The sequence below is a fragment of the Clostridium sp. genome (genome assembly GCF_040797585.1).
GTDB lineage: Bacteria > Bacillota > Clostridia > Clostridiales > Clostridiaceae > Clostridium_Z.
This window is the reverse complement of record NZ_JBFNEO010000006.1, coordinates 1-19,767: the sequence shown is the minus strand read 5'-3', so window position 1 is coordinate 19,767 and position 19,767 is coordinate 1. Positions and strand designations below refer to the sequence as shown.

The 19,767-nt window shown below is 30.8% G+C and carries 21 protein-coding genes; 20 read left to right on the top strand and 1 reads right to left on the bottom strand.

The annotated features are described in order from the left end of the window. The first annotated feature begins 27 nt into the window (after positions 1-27). The 16 genes from acpP (at position 28) to AB2369_RS00760 (ending at position 13,541) form a co-directional block, all read left to right on the top strand. On the top strand, positions 28-258 hold the full coding sequence (gene acpP, locus AB2369_RS00835) for an acyl carrier protein (RefSeq protein ID WP_367664582.1): 231 nt from the start codon (positions 28-30) through the stop codon (positions 256-258). Positions 259-368: 110 nt separating this feature from the next. Continuing rightward, a complete protein-coding gene (gene rnc, locus AB2369_RS00830; RefSeq protein WP_367664570.1) occupies positions 369-1,073 on the top strand; it encodes a ribonuclease III in 705 nt (234 codons plus the stop codon). Next, positions 1,063-2,178 (top strand): elongator complex protein 3, encoded by a 1,116-nt coding sequence (locus tag AB2369_RS00825; RefSeq protein ID WP_367664569.1) that lies wholly within the window; start codon positions 1,063-1,065, stop codon positions 2,176-2,178. The genes rnc and AB2369_RS00825 overlap by 11 nt, the downstream gene beginning before the upstream one ends. 59 nt (positions 2,179-2,237) lie before the next feature. Continuing rightward, positions 2,238-2,498, top strand: a complete 261-nt coding sequence (locus AB2369_RS00820) for a stage V sporulation protein S (RefSeq protein ID WP_367664568.1) — start codon at positions 2,238-2,240, stop codon at positions 2,496-2,498. A 237-nt stretch (positions 2,499-2,735) separates the two neighbouring features. Beyond that, positions 2,736-2,831: a DUF4044 domain-containing protein gene (locus AB2369_RS00815; RefSeq protein ID WP_367664567.1), complete on the top strand. Its 96-nt coding sequence runs from the start codon at positions 2,736-2,738 to the stop codon at positions 2,829-2,831. Positions 2,832-2,853: 22 nt separating this feature from the next. Continuing rightward, complete coding sequence (smc, locus tag AB2369_RS00810) at positions 2,854-6,414, top strand: chromosome segregation protein SMC (RefSeq protein ID WP_367664566.1); 3,561 nt, start codon at positions 2,854-2,856, stop codon at positions 6,412-6,414. A 13-nt stretch (positions 6,415-6,427) separates the two neighbouring features. Continuing rightward, positions 6,428-7,339, top strand: a complete 912-nt coding sequence (ftsY, locus tag AB2369_RS00805) for a signal recognition particle-docking protein FtsY (protein WP_367664565.1) — start codon at positions 6,428-6,430, stop codon at positions 7,337-7,339. Between the two features lie 74 nt (positions 7,340-7,413). Further along, positions 7,414-7,761, top strand: coding sequence for a putative DNA-binding protein (locus tag AB2369_RS00800; protein ID WP_367664564.1), 348 nt, complete (start codon positions 7,414-7,416; stop codon positions 7,759-7,761). 17 nt (positions 7,762-7,778) lie between these two features. After that, on the top strand, positions 7,779-9,131 hold the full coding sequence (gene ffh, locus AB2369_RS00795) for a signal recognition particle protein (protein ID WP_367664563.1): 1,353 nt from the start codon (positions 7,779-7,781) through the stop codon (positions 9,129-9,131). Between the two features lie 34 nt (positions 9,132-9,165). Then, positions 9,166-9,405 (top strand): 30S ribosomal protein S16, encoded by a 240-nt coding sequence (gene rpsP, locus AB2369_RS00790; protein WP_367664562.1) that lies wholly within the window; start codon positions 9,166-9,168, stop codon positions 9,403-9,405. Positions 9,406-9,471: 66 nt separating this feature from the next. Further along, positions 9,472-9,702 (top strand): KH domain-containing protein, encoded by a 231-nt coding sequence (locus AB2369_RS00785; protein ID WP_027634198.1) that lies wholly within the window; start codon positions 9,472-9,474, stop codon positions 9,700-9,702. 76 nt (positions 9,703-9,778) lie between these two features. Beyond that, the gene (gene rimM, locus AB2369_RS00780; RefSeq protein WP_367664561.1) at positions 9,779-10,279 is read left to right on the top strand and encodes a ribosome maturation factor RimM; all 501 of its coding nucleotides are present in this window, start codon (positions 9,779-9,781) and stop codon (positions 10,277-10,279) included. After that, positions 10,269-10,979 carry a tRNA (guanosine(37)-N1)-methyltransferase TrmD gene (gene trmD / locus AB2369_RS00775; RefSeq protein WP_367664560.1) on the top strand — a complete coding sequence of 237 codons (711 nt, stop codon included), beginning with the start codon at positions 10,269-10,271 and terminating at the stop codon, positions 10,977-10,979. The genes rimM and trmD overlap by 11 nt, the downstream gene beginning before the upstream one ends. 116 nt (positions 10,980-11,095) lie before the next feature. After that, positions 11,096-11,446, top strand: coding sequence for a 50S ribosomal protein L19 (rplS, locus tag AB2369_RS00770; RefSeq protein ID WP_367664559.1), 351 nt, complete (start codon positions 11,096-11,098; stop codon positions 11,444-11,446). A 412-nt stretch (positions 11,447-11,858) separates the two neighbouring features. Further along, positions 11,859-12,701, top strand: coding sequence for a ribosome biogenesis GTPase YlqF (ylqF, locus tag AB2369_RS00765; protein ID WP_367664558.1), 843 nt, complete (start codon positions 11,859-11,861; stop codon positions 12,699-12,701). An 18-nt stretch (positions 12,702-12,719) separates the two neighbouring features. Then, positions 12,720-13,541 carry a ribonuclease HII gene (locus AB2369_RS00760; protein ID WP_367664557.1) on the top strand — a complete coding sequence of 274 codons (822 nt, stop codon included), beginning with the start codon at positions 12,720-12,722 and terminating at the stop codon, positions 13,539-13,541. On the opposite strand, the gene AB2369_RS00755 is transcribed toward AB2369_RS00760, so the two are convergent. Continuing rightward, positions 13,538-13,906, bottom strand: a complete 369-nt coding sequence (locus tag AB2369_RS00755; RefSeq protein ID WP_367664556.1) for a YraN family protein — start codon at positions 13,904-13,906, stop codon at positions 13,538-13,540. The genes AB2369_RS00760 and AB2369_RS00755 overlap by 4 nt on opposite strands. A gap of 119 nt (positions 13,907-14,025) precedes the next feature. Between AB2369_RS00755 and AB2369_RS00750 the strand changes: the two genes are divergently transcribed. The 4 genes from AB2369_RS00750 to topA form a co-directional block, all read left to right on the top strand. Beyond that, positions 14,026-15,273 (top strand): MFS transporter, encoded by a 1,248-nt coding sequence (locus AB2369_RS00750; RefSeq protein ID WP_367664555.1) that lies wholly within the window; start codon positions 14,026-14,028, stop codon positions 15,271-15,273. Positions 15,274-15,313: 40 nt separating this feature from the next. Then, on the top strand, positions 15,314-16,873 hold the full coding sequence (locus tag AB2369_RS00745; protein ID WP_367664554.1) for a YifB family Mg chelatase-like AAA ATPase: 1,560 nt from the start codon (positions 15,314-15,316) through the stop codon (positions 16,871-16,873). Positions 16,874-16,895: 22 nt separating this feature from the next. Further along, on the top strand, positions 16,896-17,981 hold the full coding sequence (dprA, locus tag AB2369_RS00740) for a DNA-processing protein DprA (protein WP_367664553.1): 1,086 nt from the start codon (positions 16,896-16,898) through the stop codon (positions 17,979-17,981). A 60-nt stretch (positions 17,982-18,041) separates the two neighbouring features. Beyond that, on the top strand, positions 18,042-19,767 hold a 1,726-nt coding region (topA, locus tag AB2369_RS00735; RefSeq protein ID WP_367664552.1), incomplete at its 3' end, for a type I DNA topoisomerase.

Genomic DNA, 19,767 nt, shown 5'->3' with positions numbered 1-19,767 from the left:
GAATTTCTTAGGGAGGTGAAAAATTTGATATTTGAAAAAGTAAGAGGAATAATAGCAGATAAATTAAGTGTTAATGAGGATGATATAACTATGGAAACATCCTTCGTTGATGATCTTGGAGCAGATTCTCTTGATGTAGTTGAACTAATCATGGCTTTAGAAGATGAGTTTGAAATAGAAATATCTGATGAAGAAGCAGAGAATGTTACCACTGTTGGCCAGGTTGTAGAATATATAAGAGAGAATAGTGAAGATTAACATTTAGAAGTCCCGTAAATCGGGGCTTTAATTATATGAAATAAAAGTTTATTCTTGAATTTGTAGTTTTCTGGCAAGTTGAAGAATAAACTTCCGTGGGAGTTGGACATATGATGTTTAATAATTTGATAGAAGAGCTAGAGAATAAAATAGGAGTTAAGTTCAATAATAGGAAATATATTGAAATAGCTCTTACTCATAGTTCTTATGCTAACCAATATAAGAATGTGAAGTTTAATGAGAGACTAGAATTCTTGGGTGATTCTGTACTACAGTTATCTATTACTGAGTACCTTTTTAACCACTATGAAAATAAAACAGAAGGAGAACTTACTAAAGCTAGAGCCTTAATAGTATGTGAGAATTCTCTCTATGAAATAGCTAAAAAATGGTCTCTTGGAAAATATATAAAAATGAGTAAAGGGGAAGAACTCACAGGAGGACGTGAGAGAGTTTCTATACAAGCGGATTGTGTAGAGGCAATATTTGCGGCTATTTATCTTGATAAAGGGATAGAAGCTGTTGAGAAGTTTATAATAGATAATCTAAAAGATACTATAAAAAAGGCTATAAATAATGAAATAGTTTTAGACTATAAGACTAGACTTCAAGAGACTCTTCAACAAAATGGAGAGGTAGCTATAACTTATAACCTTACTAAGTTTGAAGGACCACCCCATAGAAGAAAATTCTATACAGAGGTTTTAATAGATGATAATGTTATGGGAAGAGGAGAAGGTTATAGTAAGAAAGAGTCAGAGCAAAACTCAGCTAAGGAAGCATTTAAGATGTTGGAGGAAACTAATGAAAAGTAAAAGACATTATATAATACCCATATTTGTACCACAAATAGGCTGTCCTCATAACTGCGTATTTTGTAATCAGAGTAGGATTACTGGAGAGAACTTAAAAGATATGGGGATCAAAGAAGAAGAAGATGTAAATGCTGAAACAGTAAGAAATACCATAGAAGAGTATTTAAATACCATAGAAAGAGAAGGGGCAGTGGTTGAAGTATCTTTCTTTGGAGGAACATTTACAGGGATACCTATAGAAAAACAAAGAGAGCTTCTTTCAGTAGCTAAGGAGTATAAGGATATGGGGAAAATAGACTATATAAGAATGTCTACAAGACCAGATTACATAGATGAAAACATATTAAAGCACCTTAAGAGTTTTAATGCAGATATAATAGAACTTGGAGTACAATCCTTAGATGAAGAAGTTCTCAAAAAGTCAGGTAGGGGACATAGCGCGGATGATGTAATAAAAGCTTCTAAGCTTATTAAAGAATATGGATTTACTTTAGGTCATCAAATAATGCTTGGGTTACCTTCAGATACCTTTAAAAAGGATATAAATACTGCTAAAGAAAGTATAGGGATGAAACCAGATATTTGTAGAATATATCCAGCCTTAGTTATAAAAGATACTCCTATGGAGAAGATGTTAGGAAAAGGTTTATACAAACCATATACTCTAAAAGAAGCAGTAGAAATAAGCAAGATTTTATATTCTATGTATACCAGTGAAGGGATTAAGGTTATTAGAATAGGACTTCAACCTACAGAAAACATTAATTATGAAGGGGATATTATAGAAGGTCCTTTTCATCCTGCTTTTAGAGAATTAGTAGAGGGAAAAATTTATAACAGTCTTATAAATAAATACATAAAAGATTTTAACCATAACCTAATAATAGAAGTAAATCCTAGAGAAATATCTAAAATATATACTAACAAAAAAGAATTTTTTTATGACACATTAAAACAAAATAACATAAAAAAATTAAAAATAGTAGAAAATTCATCTCTTAAGAGAGGGGAACTTCTAATGAAAGATGATGAAAGAAACGTAAAAATGTCTATAAGTAAATGGATTGAAGAAATTGCAAAAGAAGGAAAAAGTACTCTTTTATAGAATATACCTAAAGAATGTTAACTTTAAAACAATATTTAGGGTATCTAGGAGGAGTTATTATGGAAGTATTAAAGGTATCAGCACAATCCCAACCAAAGTCAGTGGCAGGTGCTTTAGCGGCTGTACTTAGGGATAGAGAAAATGCGGAAATACAAGCTGTAGGAGCAGGGGCTGTTAATCAAGCAATAAAAGCTATTGCTATAACAAGAGGTTTTGTTGCACCAAATGGTATAGATTTAGTTATAATACCAGCTTTCTCAGAGATAAAAATTGAAGGTGAGGAACGTACTGCTATTAAATTCATAGTTGAACCTAGATAAATAAAAAGACCTTGGTTAAAACAAGGTCTTTTTATAATTAGAGGAGTTTCTTGATATTTTACTATATTTTTTATAAACTAATATAAGATAAAGTGAATATTTTTCACTTTTGAGTTTAACATTGCTTTTATAAATGCATAAGCTTATCAAAGGCTGTATTCATGAAAAGTTAAATTTAGAAAAATATAAGTTATAGTTGAAAAATAGAATGTTGTAAGAATTAAAGGAGTGTTTAGGATGAAAGCAAAAACAAGAAAAAAGTTAACTAAAGTATTAGTAATTTTCATGATTTTAGTGTTTGTGTTATCTTTATTACCAGTGGTATTAGGATAAGTTTAGAAGGAGAAGTGAATATATGTTTTTAAAGTCTATGGAAATAAGAGGTTTTAAATCCTTTGCAGATAAAACAGAGCTAGCTTTTAAACCAGGAGTTACTGCTGTAGTAGGACCTAATGGTAGTGGTAAAAGTAATATTTCAGATGCAATTAGATGGGTTTTAGGAGAACAAAGTGCAAAGAGTCTTAGAGGTGGAAAGATGGAGGATATTATCTTTTCAGGAACTCAATATAGAAAACCAGTAGGACTTGCCCAGGTAGCTTTAACTTTAGATAATGCTGAAGGGGAACTTCCTATTGAATATTCAGATATAACCATCTCAAGAAGGCTATATAGGTCAGGGGAAAGTGAATACTTTATAAATAATACCTCTTGTAGACTTAAAGATATCCATGAACTTTTTATGGATACTGGAATAGGTAAAGAAGGCTATTCTATTATAGGGCAGGGTAAAATAGATGCCATATTAAGTGGTAAGGCAGAAGAGAGAAGAGCTCTTCTTGAAGAAGCAGCAGGGATAGTAAAGTTTAAAACAAGAAAAGAAGAAGCTGAAAAAAAACTTAATAATACAGAGCAAAACTTAGTGAGAATCAATGATATTATAGGAACCTATGAGGAGAGAATTGAGCCTCTTAGAATAGAAAATGAGAAAGCGGAAAAGTTTATAGTTCTTTCAGAGGAACTAAAAACATTAGAAATATCATTAATAGTTGATTCTATAGATAAGATAAAGGTAAATATTAAGAATATAGATGAGGAAATAAAGAATTTAAGTAAGGATATAGATGGACATCAAAAGGAGAAAGATAACTTTAAGGAAATTGCGGAAAAACTAGAAAATACATTGGAAGATGAGGAGAGAAAATCAAGTGAAGATAAGGTAATATATTATACCAGTAAGGAAAAGGCACAAGAACTTGAAGGGGAAAATCAACTTCTTAATGAGAGAATAAAGAATATAGAGTTAAACATAGATAAAAATTATAAAGAAATTCAGTATGAAAAAGATAAAGTTAAAAACCTTATACATAGTAAAAAAGAAAATGAGGATAAACTTTTATTAGATAAGGAAAGTGAAACATTAATAAATAAAGAAATTGAATCCTTAGAAACTGTAATACAGAACCATAATAGAACACTTAAGGATATTGAAAATAGTACTGTAGACTTAAGAGAGAAAGAGATAAAGGCTCTAAGGGATATATCCTCAGAGGAAAATAAAGTAGAGATATTAAATAAAGATATAGAAAGTCTTAATGGGAAACTAAAAGTTTTAGAGACATCTTGTAATAATGCTAATAATTCTTTAAAGATTAATATAACGACAAAGAATATGTTAGACAATAATAAGGAAGAACTTTTAAAAAAAATAGAGTCTATTAATGATGATATAAAAACTAGTAAAAAGGAAATGAATAGGCTTTTAAGCATTATAAATGAGCATGAAAAGGATCTTAGAGAAAAAAACATAACACTTAATAAGCTAGAGGCAAATCAGCAGATGCTTAGAAATCTTCATAAACAGTATGAAGGTTACGCAAGGGCAGTAAAGCTCATTATGAAAGAAGTTAATGAAGAAAGAATTTCTAATATGAAGGGAAAGTGTCATGTTCTAGGAGAAGTTATTCAAGTAAAAAAAGAATATGAAACTTCCATTGAGATTGCTTTAGGTGGAGGAATTTCTGATATAATTACAGAGGATGAATCTATAGCTAAAACACTAATAGCTCATCTTAAAAAGAATAATCTAGGTAGGGCTACATTCCTTCCTTTAACTATAATAAGAGGAAGAAAAATAAATTTAAACGATAATATAAAAAAAATAAAGGGATATATAGGAATAGCTAGTGATCTTATTTCCTATGAAGAGAAGTTTACACCAGCTATAAACTATGTCCTAGGTAGAACTTTAATTTGTGATTCCATGGATAATGCCTTAAACTTTGCAAAATATACGGATTATTCCTATAAAATAGTAACACTTCAAGGAGAAGTCATAAATCCAGGAGGGGCTCTTACTGGAGGAAGTATATATAATAAAAATGTAAACATAATAGGAAGAAAACGAGAAATAGAAGATATAGAAAAAGATTTAAAAGACTTATCTATATATTTAAAGGATTTAAATGCTAAGGTTCTTCTTGAGAAAAATAGTTTTAAGAAATTAGATGATAAATGTTTAAACCTAAAAGATGAGATACATTTTAATAATATAGAAGTTACTAGAGTTCAAGGAGAAATAGGAAATATAGTAAATGAAAATAACAAATTAAAAGAGAGTTTAAATATATCTCTTAAGGAAAAAGATCTAGTAACAGAAAAAATAAATAGAAGTTATGAGGAGTTAGAAGCTAAAAATAAAAATATATTAAAATTAAAAGAAGAAGAAGAAATTTTAAAGAAGAGTAAAGACTTAAAGGAAAAGGAATTAATAAGTAAAGAAGAGGCTTTAACAATACATAAAGAAAAGATAGTAGAGTTTAAGATTAAAAAGGCACAAATAGATGAGAATCTAGGAAGTAAAATTAAAGAAATAAAAAGATTAGAAAAAGATATAGAGGAATTAAGTCTTAAAGAAAATCTTATAAAAAAAGATATAGATAATAATATTTTAGCTAAAGAAGAGAGTATAAAAAGCATAGAGGACAATAAAAAAATAATAGAAGAACTAAATAAAAAAATTCAAGGAATGAAAAGTGAATTTGAAGCTTATGAGGCTAAGAGGGTTAAGCTTAAGGAAGAAATAAAGATAAATAATAATAGGATAGAAACCTTAAATTTAGATCTTAATAAATTAGATGACTTAATAAACAAAAAGCACATAATAAAAGCTAAATATGAAGTGGAGGAAAATTCTCTTTATTCTAAGCTTAATGAAGATATGAATTTAACTTTAGCAGAAGCTTTAGATTTAAGTGTAGAGGTTTTTGATTTAGAGGATTTTAAAAGAAATATAGGAAGACTAAAGAACAAAATATCAGCTATTGGAACAGTTAATCTAGGTGCTATAGAGGAATACGAAGAGGTAACTACAAAATATAAATTTATGAGTAGCCAAAGGGAAGATTTAGATAAGGCCAAGGGAGAACTTATAAGTGTAATAGATGAAATGACTTCAAAAATGAAGGATGTTTTTAATAGTAATTTTAAGGTGCTTAGAGAAAACTTTAATGAAACCTTTAAAGAGCTATTTAAAGGGGGAAGTGCAGACTTAATATTAGGAGAAGGAGATGAACTTTCTGCTAATATAGAAATAAATGTTCAGCCACCAGGAAAGAAGCTTCAGAATATAAACCTTATGTCTGGTGGAGAAAAAGTTTTATCTGCCATTGCCTTATTATTTGCTATACTAAAAATGAAGCCTACACCATTCTGTATACTAGATGAAATAGAAGCAGCCTTAGATGATTCAAATGTTAATAGATATGCAGAGTTTTTAAAACAATTTGCGGGAAATATACAATTTATAGTAATAACCCATAGAAAGGGAACAATGGAAGCTAGTGATGTTCTTTATGGTGTTACCATGGAGGAGAAGGGTGTTTCTAAGATTGTTTCTGTGGATTTAAGTGATAAATAAAAGGAGGAAAGACATGTTTGGAGGATTTTTTGAAAAATTAAAATCTGGACTTTCAAAGACAAGGGATAACCTAACAGATAAAATGAACGAGGTATTCAATTTAGCAGTGACTATTGATGAGGACCTTTATGAGGAATTAGAAGAAATACTAATTACTTCAGATATAGGGGTAGATACCTCTGTAGAGATTATAGAGAGACTTAGAAAGAGAATAAGAGAAGAGAAGATAAAAGATATAGCAGAGGTTAGACCTTGCCTTAAAAGAGTCATAAGTGACATGATGAAGGAAGGAACTAAAGAGGCTGAAGAAAGTAAAGGAGAAAAAGTTATTTTAATCATAGGGGTTAATGGGGTTGGAAAAACCACATCCATAGGTAAAATAGCAGCTCAATATAAAAAACAGGGGAAAAAGGTTTTATTAGCTGCAGCAGATACATTTAGAGCAGCAGCTATAGATCAGTTAGAAGTTTGGAGTCAAAGAGCTAATGTAGATTTAATAAAACATCAAGAAGGATCAGATCCAGCTGCCGTTGTATTTGATGCTATATCTGCTGCAAAAGCAAGAAAGGTAGATGTTTTAATATGTGATACAGCAGGGAGACTTCATAATAAGAAAAATCTTATGGATGAGCTTTCAAAAATAAATAGAATAATAGACAGGGAACTTAAAGATTACAAGAAAGAAACCCTTCTAGTACTAGATGGAACTACAGGGCAAAATGCAGTAATTCAAGCAAAGCAATTTAAAGAGGTTTGTGATATAGATGGAATAATTCTTACAAAGCTTGATGGAACCGCTAAAGGGGGAGTTGTAATATCTATAGTTAGAGAACTTAATATACCAGTAAAGTATATAGGAGTTGGAGAGGGAATAGAAGATCTTCAAAAATTCAATGAAGAAGAATTTGTTGAGGCACTTTTTTAAAAAGTGTTAAGTAAAAATACTTGACAGTGCTCTAGAGTTTTGATATTATATCTTTTGTAAGTTAGGTGATTGATATGGAAGAAAGAATAGAGATATCCTTGCTTATGGACTTCTACGGAGAGCTTTTAACAGATAAACAAAAAAACATTATGATGCTTTATTATAATGAAGATTTATCTTTAAAAGAAATATCTGAATTAAATGAGACCAGTAGGCAAGCAATACATGATTTAATTAAAAGATGTTATAAACAACTTTTATCTTATGAAGAGAAATTAAGACTTCTTGAAAAAAGCTTGAATCAAGAAAAAGCTAAAGAAAAAATACTTAAGGAGCTTAATAGTTTGGATCACCAAATAATAGATGAAGCACAGAAGAAAAAGATTTATAAAATAGAGCAACTTGTCAAGGAAACCATTTAAATGTAGGAGGTTTTAACATGGCTTTTGAAGGATTAGCATCAAAACTTCAAGATACACTTAAAAAGTTAAAAGGCAAAGGAAGGCTAACAGAAAAAGACGTAAAAGAAGCCATGAGAGAAGTTAAGCTTGCTCTATTAGAGGCAGATGTTAACTATAAGGTAGTTAAAAGCTTTATAAAATCTGTTAGTGAGAAATGTTCAGGAAGTGAAGTACTTGAAAGTTTGACACCAGGACAACAGGTGGTTAAGATAGTTAATGATGAGCTTACAGCTCTTATGGGGAATAGTGAAAGCAAGATAGAATTTGATGATAAGGGACTTACAGTTATAATGCTTGTAGGACTTCAGGGTGCAGGTAAAACTACCATGGCAGGAAAGCTTGCTTTATCACTTAGAAAGAGAAATAAAAAACCATTACTTGTTGCAGGGGATATATATAGACCAGCTGCTATAAAGCAGTTACAAACAGTTGGAGGTCAGATAGATGTTCCAGTGTTCACAATGGGAGATAAGGTAAGTCCAGTGGATATTGCCAAGGCCTCAATAGAACATGCAAGAAATAATGGACTTAATGTAGTTATAGTAGATACAGCAGGAAGACTTCATATAGATGAAGAGCTTATGCAAGAACTTAAGGATGTAAAGAACAATATAGATCCTAACGAAATATTACTAGTAGTTGACTCAATGACAGGTCAAGACGCTGTAAATGTAGCTGAAACCTTCAATGAATCATTAGACATTTCAGGAGTTATATTAACAAAGCTTGATGGAGATACAAGAGGGGGAGCTGCTCTTTCCATAAGGTCTATGACAAATAAGCCTATAAAGTTTGTAGGTGTTGGAGAGAAGATGAATGATTTAGAAGTCTTCTATCCAGATAGAATGGCATCTAGAATACTTGGAATGGGTGATGTGTTATCCCTAATTGAAAAAGCTCAGCAAGCTATAGATGAAAAAGAAGCAAAAGAACTTGGAAATAGAATGTTAAACCAAGAGTTTAACTTCGAAGATTTCCTTCAAGCCATGGCTCAAATAAAGAAACTTGGACCTTTAAACAAGCTTCTAGAGATGATGCCAGGTATAGGAGGAAAGGAACTTCAAGGCATTGATTTAAGCCAAGGAGAAAAGGAAATGGGTAAAACCGAGGCGATAATTAATTCTATGACCGCGAAGGAAAGACGTAATCCTCACTTAATCTCCTCTTCTGGTTCTAGAAGAAAGAGAATAGCAAAGGGTTCAGGGACCACTATTCAAGATGTAAATAAACTTTTAAAGAGTTTTGAGCAGATGAAGAAAATGACAAAGCAGATGAAGGGCATGCAGAAAAATTCTAAAAAAGGATTTTTAGGTAAACTTCCTTTCATGTAATAAATATACTAAAGTTTTAAAGGAGGTGAAACACATGGCAGTAAAGATAAGATTAAGAAGAATGGGATCTAAGAAGGCTCCTTTCTACAGAGTAGTTGTTGCTGATTCAAGAAGTCCAAGAGACGGAAGATTCATAGAAGAAATAGGATATTACAATCCTGTTGCTGAGCCTCAAGAGCTAAAGATAGATGGCGAAAAGGCTAAGAAGTGGATGGCAAACGGAGCTCAACCAACAGATATCGTAAAGAAGCTTTTCGGTAGAGCTGGAGTTTAATCCAGTATTGGTTAGGAGGTGAATTCTCATAGGATATGTTATTAAGTATCTTATGAGAAGCTTTGAATGAAAAACTTAGTCGAAATTATCGCTAAATCCTTGGTGGATAATCCGGATTTAGTTGAAGTTAATGAAATCACTGGAGAACAATCTATTATAATAGAGCTTAAAGTTTCTCAAGATGATATGGGCAAAGTTATAGGAAAACAAGGCAGAATAGCGAAAGCTATTAGAACCGTTGTAAAAGCCGCAGCAATAAAGGAAAATAAAAGAGTGGTAGTAGAAATACTAAATTAGAAGGAGTTAGGTTTTGCCTAGCTCTTTTTAATTAATTTATTTTTAAATTGGAATTAAATTTAGGTGGTGATATATTATGAAAGAATTTATGACTGTTGGACAAATATCAAAGCCTCATGGTGTTAAAGGAGAAGTAAAGGTTTTTCCTTTAACAGATAATGTAAAAAGATTTAAAAAATTGAAGACTGTTTTTATTGATGATAAAGAGATAAAGGTTGTTTGGTGTAAGCTTCAAGCGGATAGAGCTATTTTAAAGCTTGAAGGCGTAGAGTCAATGGATGATGCGGAAAAACTTAGAAATAAGTACTTAAATATAAGAAGAGAAGATGCAGTAAGACTTTCTAAAGACACTCATTTTATAGTAGACATTATTGGATGTTCTGTTTATGATAGTAATGAAGTTTTTATAGGTGAAGTTAAGGAAGTAATAAAAACTGGTTATAATGATGTATATTGGGTGAAAAATGGAAAGAAGGAAGTTTTAGTTCCTGTACTTAAGGAAATAGTATATGATATAGATGTTGAAAATAAGAAGATAGTTATTAAACCAGTGGGAGAATGGCAAGATGAAGATTAGTATTCTAACTCTTTTTCCAGATATGTTTAATATCTTTGATGAAAGTATAATAGGTAGAGCTAAGGAAAAAGATTTAATCTCCATAGATACCTATAATATAAGAGATTATTCAGAAAATAAGCATAAAAAGGTAGATGATTATCCCTATGGTGGAGGGGCAGGAATGGTTATGACTCCTCAGCCTATAGTTTCTTCTATAGAAGAGGTTAAGAAGGAAAATAAGGGTAAGGTTATTTTTCTTGGTCCTCGTGGAAAAACTTTCAACCATAGTATGGCTGAAGAGTTAAGTAAAGAAAAAGAACTTATATTTTTATGCGGGCATTATGAAGGTATTGATGAGAGGGTTTATAAATACATAGATATGGAGATTTCTCTTGGAGATTTCGTTCTTACAGGAGGAGAAATGGCATGTATACCAGTTATAGACAGTATCTTAAGACTTGTTCCAGGAGTATTATCAAAGGAAGATAGTTTTATGGAAGAGTCTTATTATAATGGAACCTTAGAGTATCCTCAATATACAAGACCAGAAATTTTTCACGGAGAAAAAGTACCAGATGTTTTGCTTTCTGGTCATCATGAGAATATAAGAAAATGGAGAAGGCTTATGTCTCTTAGAATAACTAAGGAGAGAAGACCAGATCTTTATAAGAAAATTCTACTTACAAAAGAAGATAAAAAACTTCTTAAAAATGAATAAAATATATTGAACTATTAAATGTAACTATGATATAATAAGCTTTGTGCTAGTACGGGCGGTCCTCTATGGTATTTATACTGTAAGAACGTCAAGATTATTTTAAGGAGGGAATGCACATGAACGAATTAATAAGAGCTATAGAAGCTGAACAATTAAGAAGCGATTTACCAAGCTTCAACGTAGGAGATACTGTTAAAGTATACGTTAAGGTTAAAGAAGGAAACAGAGAAAGAACACAAATGTTCGAAGGAACTGTTATAAAGAGACAAAATGGTGGAGTTAGAGAAACTTTCACAGTAAGAAGATTAGCTTACGGTGTTGGTGTTGAAAGAACTTTCCCAGTTAATGCTCCAATAGTTGAAAAACTAGAAGTAGTAAGAAGAGGTAAGGTAAGAAGAGCTAAGTTATTCTACTTAAGAGATAGAGTAGGTAAGGCAGCTAAGGTTAAGGAATTAATCAGAGCATAATATAACATATTTTATTAAAAGAGGGGTTAATGCCCCTCTTTTATTTACATAAATATAATGATTTAAATTAATTATATTTGCTTTAATGAAATTTTTTATGCAAAATAATATGAGAATTATAATTATGTAAAGTTTATCTGATGGCTAGGAGCTGTAACACCCCATCCTCTTAAAAGGTGGGGAATAACAGTTGCTACACCCCTAGATTAACTCATCTAACCTTCAGATGCTGGAAAGAACACCAGCTGAAGGAAGAATCGTTCTATTAATGAATAAGTTAAGAGTTTATATTAAAATCTTAGAGCATTAGAAATCTTATAAATAGGTATAAAAGCTGTAATCTTCTATTTAAAAGAATGGAAAAGTACGGTTTATGGTTATAAATAAAATATATTTAGAGAGGGTGACTTTAATGGCTATTAACTGGTTTCCGGGACATATGGTTAAGACCAGAAGAGAAATAAAAGAAAATTTAAAGTTAGTAGATGTAGTTATAGAAATAAGGGATGCTAGAATACCAAAATCTAGTTCTAATCCAGAAATAGAAGAGTTATGTAAGGGAAAACCAAGAATAATACTTCTAAACAAAAGCGATCTCTGTGAGAAGAACACTACGAAGAAATGGATAAAGGAATTAACAAAGGAAGACATAAGAGCTCTTGAGGTTAATTGTGTAAAGGGAGAAGGACTTAAAAATATTAAGCCTATGATGGAAGAACTTTTAAAAGAAAAACATGATAGACTTAAAGCTAAAGGACTTAAAAATATAGTAATGAGGGCTATGGTAGTTGGGATACCTAATGTGGGGAAATCATCTTTTATAAATAAAATGGCTCAAAATAATATTGCTAAGACAGGAGATAGACCAGGAGTCACTAAAAATAAGCAATGGATAAAGACTAAAATAGGTATAGAACTTATGGATACTCCAGGAATACTTTGGCCTAAATTTGAAGATGAAGAAGTAGCTTTAAGTTTAGCTTTCACAGGAGCTATAAAGGATGAAATAATGGATGTTGAAGAATTAGCATTAAAACTTGTAGAGAAACTTCAAAATATGTATCCTGAGAATTTAAAAACAAGATATAAGCTTCAAGATATATGTGAAAATCCATTAGATACTTTAGATACTATTGCAAAAAAAAGAGGAGCTATTATGGGTGGGGGAGCCATAGACTATAACAGGGTTGCTGTTATGCTCTTAGATGAATTTAGAGGTGGAAAAATAGGGAATATATCCTTAGAAACACCTTAAGGTTAGGAGATTTATCATATGGATTTGTTAAATATAAATACTCTTCAAAATTTTAAGTTTAAGGAGATAAAAGAAGCAGTAGATGCTTTAGACATTACCCTTCTTAAAGATAAGGATATAGAATTTTTGGCGAGTCTTATAAGTGATGATAAGAGAAAAAATGTAACCTCTCTAATGGGTAAATTAGAGAGAAACTACATTAAATATAAGGAAGAGAATATTAGAGTTAGAAAACTTTATGATTTTGATAGAAGTTTTGGAGAAAACTTAATTGTAGCAGGAGTGGATGAGGTAGGTCGTGGACCTTTAGCAGGGCCTATAGTGGCCGCTGCTGTAGTTTTAGATTTAAAGAGTATAGAAGATATAATACTCTATATAAATGATTCTAAGGCCTTATCAGAGGGAAAGAGAGAGGAACTTAGTGAGATAATAAAAGAAAAAGCACTTAGTTATAGTATAAGTGAAGCTTCTAATTTAGAAATAGATGAAAAAGGTATAGCTTATTGTAATAATAAGGTATTTAAGGATGCTTGTTATTCTTTAAAAATAAAGCCAGACCTTGTATTGTCCGATGGGTATATGATAAAAGACTTTAAAATTAAGAATAAATCTATAATAAAAGGAGATGCTCATAGTGCATCTATAGCATGTGCATCTATAATAGCTAAGGTTTATAGGGATAATCTTATGAAAGAGTATCATAAAATTTATCCAGATTATGATTTTAATAATAATGCTGGATATGGAACTAAGAAACATATAGAAGGTATAAAGAATCATGGTATAACTAAAATACATAGAAGAAGTTTTTTAAGGAATATAGAAAATACTCTAGATTAAAAGCTTAGAACATTTTTAATAAGATTAAATCTATAGTTATCATCCTTTGTATTTAAAAAGATTTCAAGGGCATCAAACCTTATAAAGTGTTTGGTAAGCCCTTTTTTTATTATATAAAATTCTGCTAGTTTCTTAAGTTTTAAAGCCTTAGGTTTATTTATAGCTTCCATGGGATAACCGTATTTAGTGGAGAATCTAGTTTTCACTTCGATAAAACATAAAACATCCTTGTCTAAGCCTATTATGTCTATTTCTCCTATTTTGCAGTAGAAGTTTCTATGAAGGATTTTATATCCCTCTTTAATTAGAAAATCACAACCTATAGTTTCGCCATAAGATCCTATAGATTTATTTAAATTTTTCATAATACCTCCTAATTAATACAGATTTTTATTATTCCATAACACTTTTTACTAAAATGTTAAAAAGACACTTAAATATATGGTATATTTAAGATGTAAAAACAGGAAAAGGTTGGGGTTTTATGTATAGATCTTTAAGTTTAAAAAAAGTAGTAAAAAATAGATTTCCGGCGTTAACTCATAGAAATTTTAGATATTTCTGGTTTGGTCAGTGTGTTTCTTTAATTGGTACTTGGATACAAAATACAACTCAAAGCTGGTTAGTTTTAGAGATTGCTACGGAAAATACGGCCTTTCTTTTAGGGGTTATAAATGCACTTCAATTTTTGCCACTTATGTTATTTTCTTTGTTTTCGGGGGTAATAGTAGATAGATTCAATAAACGTAATATTTTAATATTTACCCAGGTTGGACTTATGATTATGGCCATTTTGCAGGGAATATTAGTTTATACTAACACAATAGAGTATTGGCATTTAATGATTATAGCCTTTTTAGTTGGAAGTTTAAACTCTATTGACTTTCCAACACGTCATTCTTTTGTTATAGAACTCGTAGGAAAAAAGAATCTTATGAATGCTATAGCCCTTAACTCTACTATATTTAATGCGGCAAGAATCTTAGGTCCTGGTATTGGTGGACTCTTAATAGGATATGTGGGAATTGCTCCTTGTTATTTTATAAATGCAGTGACTTTTATTCCGGTGATTTTTGGAATATATAGCATAAGAGGAATAGTTGCAAAAAAAGATAAATTTGATAATGGTAGTGTAATAAAGGAAATTAAGGAGGGATTAGCATATATAAAAGGTAATAAGGCTTTAGTAAGGACTTTTGTTTTTATAGTGGTAATAGGAATTTTTGCATTTAATTATAGTGTATTGATACCTATTTTTTCTACAGAGGTTTTAGGATTAAGTAGTAAAGAGTATGGATTTCTAATGTCCTCCTTAGGAGTAGGATCCTTAATTGGAGCCTTAAGAATGGCAACAAAGAAAAGTTCTATGCCTAAGGAAAAATCTATACAAATAATAGGATACATAGTTTCTATTCTATTGATAATTATAGGCATAACAACTAAATACTATACTTTATCATTATTTTTAGCTTGTATTGGAATTTTTAATGTGTCCTTTTCAACTAGTGCAAATTCAAGGGTGCAACTAAGTAGTAAAGATGAGTATAGAGGCCGGGTAATGAGTGTTTATAACATGTTATTCGCAGGAGTAACACCTATTGGAAGTATGTTCACAGGGGCTTTATCTAATGCTGTAGGACCAAAAGGGACATTTATATTAAGTGGATTTATTGCTATGATGCTGATGACACTTATAAATGTATTATTTAAAGTTAAGGATAAAGAATTATAAAATATACTTTATATGTCAATAATCACAGTGAGGTGATTATATGGCTATTAACTTAAATAGTGCTACAATAAGAGGAATAGAAGGGGAAATAGTAATGGTAGAGGTGGATATAGTTAGGTCTCTTCCATCATTTACTATAGTGGGTCTTCCGGATATTACAGTGAAAGAGTCTAAAGAGAGAGTTAGAAGTGCAATAATAAATAGTGGATTTAATTTTCCTTTGGGAAGGATAATTGTAAATTTAGCTCCGGGGAATCTTAAAAAAGAAGGAACTTACTTTGATCTTTCTATTGCTTTAGCTATACTTAGAATGAGTGAACAAATACAAGAATTTAATGAGGAAGAATTTGTAATTCTTGGAGAACTTTCTTTGAATGGAGAGTTAAGAGGGGTTAAGGGAATACTTCCTATAGTAATTGAAGCAAGTAATAAAGGATTTAAAAATTTTATTGTACCCTATGATAATGCAAAAGAATGTTCCATTATAAAAGATACAAAGGTATATGCCTTTGAGAACTTAAAAGAAGTTATAGGATTTTTGACTTATAAAGATGTTATGCCATATGTTCTTGAAGAGGAGAGTCATACCTTAAGTAAGGTAGGAGATTTTAAGGATGTAATAGGACAAGAGAGTGTAAAAAGAGCGTTAGAAGTGGCCAGCGCTGGAGGACATAGTGTTTTACTCTATGGAGAACCAGGAACAGGCAAATCAATGCTTGCTAATAGAATTCCAAGTATATTGCCAGAATTAAGCTATGATGAGGCATTAGAAGTTACTAAAATATATAGTGTCTGTGGAATACTTAATAAAGATAATGGATTAGTTAAAGAAAGGCCCTTTAGAAGTCCTCACCATACCACATCTAATGTGACCCTAGTTGGTGGAGGAAGGAATTTAAGACCAGGAGAGATAACCTTAGCTCATAATGGAATATTATATTTAGATGAGATACTAGAGTTTAAAAAAGAAGTGTTAGAGGTATTAAGACAACCTTTAGAGGATAGAAAGATAACTGTATCTAGATTAAGTGGAACTGTAGAGTACCCTGCAAGCTTCGTTTTAATAGGATCCATGAATCCTTGCATTTGTGGTTTTTCATTGTCCAATTCCCCATATAAAAGATGTTCTTGTACAGAAAGAGAAAAGGAAAAATATCTTAAAAAGCTATCAGGACCATTACTAGATAGAATAGATATGTTTATATTTGTGCCTCCAGTTGATATTGAAGAATTAAATGGAAGAGGGACTCTTGGGGAAGCCTCTAAAGAAATTAGAAAAAGAGTGGAGAAGGCTAGGAAGAAGCAAAGGGAAAGATTTAAGGAGAAAAACATATATTGTAATAGCGAAATGAACCATAGTCATATACGGGATTTGGGAAAGGTAAGTAAAGGAGCTCTAAATATATTAGATAAAATATATTTAAAGTATAATATAAGTCCAAGAGTCTATGATAAGCTAATAAAGCTCTCTAGAACCATTGCAGATCTAGATAATAGCCTTTATGTTAAAGAGAATCATATTATAGAAGCCATCCAGTATAGAAAATTTATAAATGAAAAAATTATTTGTATACATAAAAAAAAATTGGATATAATTTAAAAATAAAAAAGGAGGATGGAGTATGAATATAAGAGATATGAATACTGTTCTTTGGATAGCTTCTTCATCTATAAGCAATACTAAGAAGAACTATATATATGATCTTTATAATGATAAGGAAGAACTTTTTTATAATATAGTAAATTATAAACTTAATAAGCTTACTTTAAGGGAAATGGAGGAGCTTATAAGAAGTTTTAATAAAGAAACTATTAGTAATATTATAGATAAGATTAAAGAACAAGGATTGAGATATGTTCTATATGGTGAAGAACATTATCCAAAGGAGTTTTATAATATAGAAGAACCACCATTCATTATTTTTTATAAGGGAGACCTAGAGGTAATAAATGAAAGGAGTGTATCCATAGTTGGATCAAGAAATTGCACATACTATGGAAAAGAGGTCACAAAATATATTGTCAAGGAATTAAGTCAGTATAATGTTAATACAGTAAGTGGAGGAGCTAGAGGTATAGATTCTATTGCGCATTTAACATCTATAGAAAATAATAGCAAGACCTTGGCAGTTTTAGGTTGTGGAATTGATATTGTATATCCTAGGGAAAATGCAAAGTTATTTAAGGATATAGAAAAAAATGGACTTGTAATAAGCGAATTTCTTCCAGGGACTCCTCCTATTAATTATAATTTTCCTCAAAGAAATAGGATTATAAGTGCTTTAGGGGAGGTAGTGGTTGTAATAGAGGGAAGTAATAAAAGTGGAACCTTAATCACAGCATCTCATGCTCTTAAACAAGGAAAGGATGTAATGGCAGTACCAGGACCTATTTATTCAGAACTAAGTAAGGGATGTAATAAGTTAATAAGAGATGGAGCTTATCCATTTACGGAAATAGAAGACATTTTAAGTTTACTGAAAATTCATAAAAACTGTAGAAGGTTACAAAAAGAAAATAATAAAAGTGAGAATAATACATTAAAAGAGAGAATATACAATATAATAATGAATGAACCTATGCATATTGATACTATTATAAAAATAACTAATATTGACATAAAGGTGTTATATGAGTTATTATTTGAATTGCAATTTGAAGAAAGAATTTTAGCTTTAAGTGGAAACTTTTATGTGAAAGCCATTTAATTAATTAAGACACACAGGGGGTGAATTCTCCATATTAAATTTAAAATTATGGAGTAGCTTATGGGACAAAAACTTGTAATAGTAGAATCACCAGCAAAGGCAAAAACTATAAGTAAGTATTTAGGAAAGAATTTTGTGGTGGAAGCTTCAATGGGGCATGTTAGAGATCTTCCTAAGAGCCAATTAGGAGTTAATATAGAAGAAAATTATAATCCTAAATATATAACTATAAGAGGAAAAGGTGACCTTTTAGATAAGCTTAGAAAATTAGCTAAGAAAAGCGATAAAATATATCTGGCAACTGACCCTGATAGAGAGGGAGAGGCTATATCTTGGCATTTGGCTAATGTGTTAAAGATTGATGAAACTGAGAAATGTAGAATTGAATTTAATGAAATAACTAAGAATGCAGTACAAAATTCTATAAAGAATCCAAGAGAAATTAATAAAGATTTAGTAGATGCTCAACAAGCAAGAAGAATACTAGATAGATTAGTTGGTTACGAAATAAGCCCTATATTATGGAAAAATGTTAAGTGGGGATTAAGTGCAGGTAGAGTTCAATCAGCGGCTCTTAACATAATATGTAATAGAGAAGATGAGATAAGTAAGTTTGAACCTAAAGAATACTGGACTATTGAATGTGAGCTTCAAAAGGAAAAAAATAAATTTAAGGTAAAGCTACATAGTATAGAAGGAAAAAAAGCTGAAGTTAATAATGAAGAGGAAAGTAATTTAATATTAGATTATATTAAAAAGGGAGATTTTAAAGTAAGCAAGATAAAGAAATCTGTAAAAAACAAAAACCCTATGGCTCCTTTTACTACAAGTACTCTTCAGCAAGAAGCTTATAGAAAGCTTAATTTTCAAACTAAAAGAACTATGTCTGTAGCTCAGCAACTATATGAAGGAGTAGAGGTTAAAGGACATGGAACCTTAGGTTTAATAACCTATATGAGGACAGATTCAGTTAGAGTATCTAAGGATGCTCAAGAGACAGCATTATCTTTTATTGAAGAATTTTATGGAAAGAACTATGCTCCAGAAACACCAAGGGTTTATAAAGGGAAAAAGAATATACAGGATGCTCACGAAGCTATAAGGCCAAGTTATATTGAAATAACTCCAGAAATTGCTAAAAAAAGTTTAAAAGAAGAGCAATATAAATTATATTCTTTAATATGGAATAGATTTATAGCCAGTCAAATGGCTTCAGCACAGCTAAATTCCTATGGAATAGAAGTTGAAAATGGAAAATATAATTTTAGAGCTAGTGGATCAACTGTTAAGTTTGATGGATTTATGAAGGTATATGAATATATAACTGAAGAAGAGGAAGAGAGTACTAAACTTCCAGAACTTTTAGAGAATGAAATATTAAAGCTTAATAAATCTAATGGGAACCAGCATTTCACTCAACCACCAGCTAGATTTACTGAAGCAAGCTTTGTTAAGGTTTTAGAAGAAAAGGGTATAGGAAGACCAAGTACCTATGTTCCAACTATATCAACCTTACTACAAAGAAAGTATGTAGAGAGAGAAAAGAAAAATCTTATACCAACAGAACTTGGACAGATAGTTAATAACATTATGGAAGAATATTTTAATCAAATAGTTGATGTAGAGTTTACAGCAGGAATGGAGCTTAAACTTGACTATATAGAGGAAGGTAATGAGACTTGGGTTAAGGTGGTAGATGAATTCTTTACACCTTTAAAAACAAACATTGAAATAGCAGAAAAGGAGATATCAAAGATAACCATAGAAGATAAGGTTAGTGATGTTC

Coding starts and splice junctions, on each gene's coding strand:
- rnc (WP_367664570.1), top strand. CDS start 369: ATGATGTTTAATAATTTGATAGAAGAGCTAGAGAATAAAATAGGAGTT.
- AB2369_RS00825 (WP_367664569.1), top strand. CDS start 1,063: ATGAAAAGTAAAAGACATTATATAATACCCATATTTGTACCACAAATA.
- AB2369_RS00820 (WP_367664568.1), top strand. CDS start 2,238: ATGGAAGTATTAAAGGTATCAGCACAATCCCAACCAAAGTCAGTGGCA.
- AB2369_RS00815 (WP_367664567.1), top strand. CDS start 2,736: ATGAAAGCAAAAACAAGAAAAAAGTTAACTAAAGTATTAGTAATTTTC.
- smc (WP_367664566.1), top strand. CDS start 2,854: ATGTTTTTAAAGTCTATGGAAATAAGAGGTTTTAAATCCTTTGCAGAT.
- ftsY (WP_367664565.1), top strand. CDS start 6,428: ATGTTTGGAGGATTTTTTGAAAAATTAAAATCTGGACTTTCAAAGACA.
- AB2369_RS00800 (WP_367664564.1), top strand. CDS start 7,414: ATGGAAGAAAGAATAGAGATATCCTTGCTTATGGACTTCTACGGAGAG.
- ffh (WP_367664563.1), top strand. CDS start 7,779: ATGGCTTTTGAAGGATTAGCATCAAAACTTCAAGATACACTTAAAAAG.
- rpsP (WP_367664562.1), top strand. CDS start 9,166: ATGGCAGTAAAGATAAGATTAAGAAGAATGGGATCTAAGAAGGCTCCT.
- AB2369_RS00785 (WP_027634198.1), top strand. CDS start 9,472: ATGAAAAACTTAGTCGAAATTATCGCTAAATCCTTGGTGGATAATCCG.
- rimM (WP_367664561.1), top strand. CDS start 9,779: ATGAAAGAATTTATGACTGTTGGACAAATATCAAAGCCTCATGGTGTT.
- trmD (WP_367664560.1), top strand. CDS start 10,269: ATGAAGATTAGTATTCTAACTCTTTTTCCAGATATGTTTAATATCTTT.
- rplS (WP_367664559.1), top strand. CDS start 11,096: ATGAACGAATTAATAAGAGCTATAGAAGCTGAACAATTAAGAAGCGAT.
- ylqF (WP_367664558.1), top strand. CDS start 11,859: ATGGCTATTAACTGGTTTCCGGGACATATGGTTAAGACCAGAAGAGAA.
- AB2369_RS00760 (WP_367664557.1), top strand. CDS start 12,720: ATGGATTTGTTAAATATAAATACTCTTCAAAATTTTAAGTTTAAGGAG.
- AB2369_RS00755 (WP_367664556.1), bottom strand. CDS start 13,906: ATGAAAAATTTAAATAAATCTATAGGATCTTATGGCGAAACTATAGGT.
- AB2369_RS00750 (WP_367664555.1), top strand. CDS start 14,026: ATGTATAGATCTTTAAGTTTAAAAAAAGTAGTAAAAAATAGATTTCCG.
- AB2369_RS00745 (WP_367664554.1), top strand. CDS start 15,314: ATGGCTATTAACTTAAATAGTGCTACAATAAGAGGAATAGAAGGGGAA.
- dprA (WP_367664553.1), top strand. CDS start 16,896: ATGAATATAAGAGATATGAATACTGTTCTTTGGATAGCTTCTTCATCT.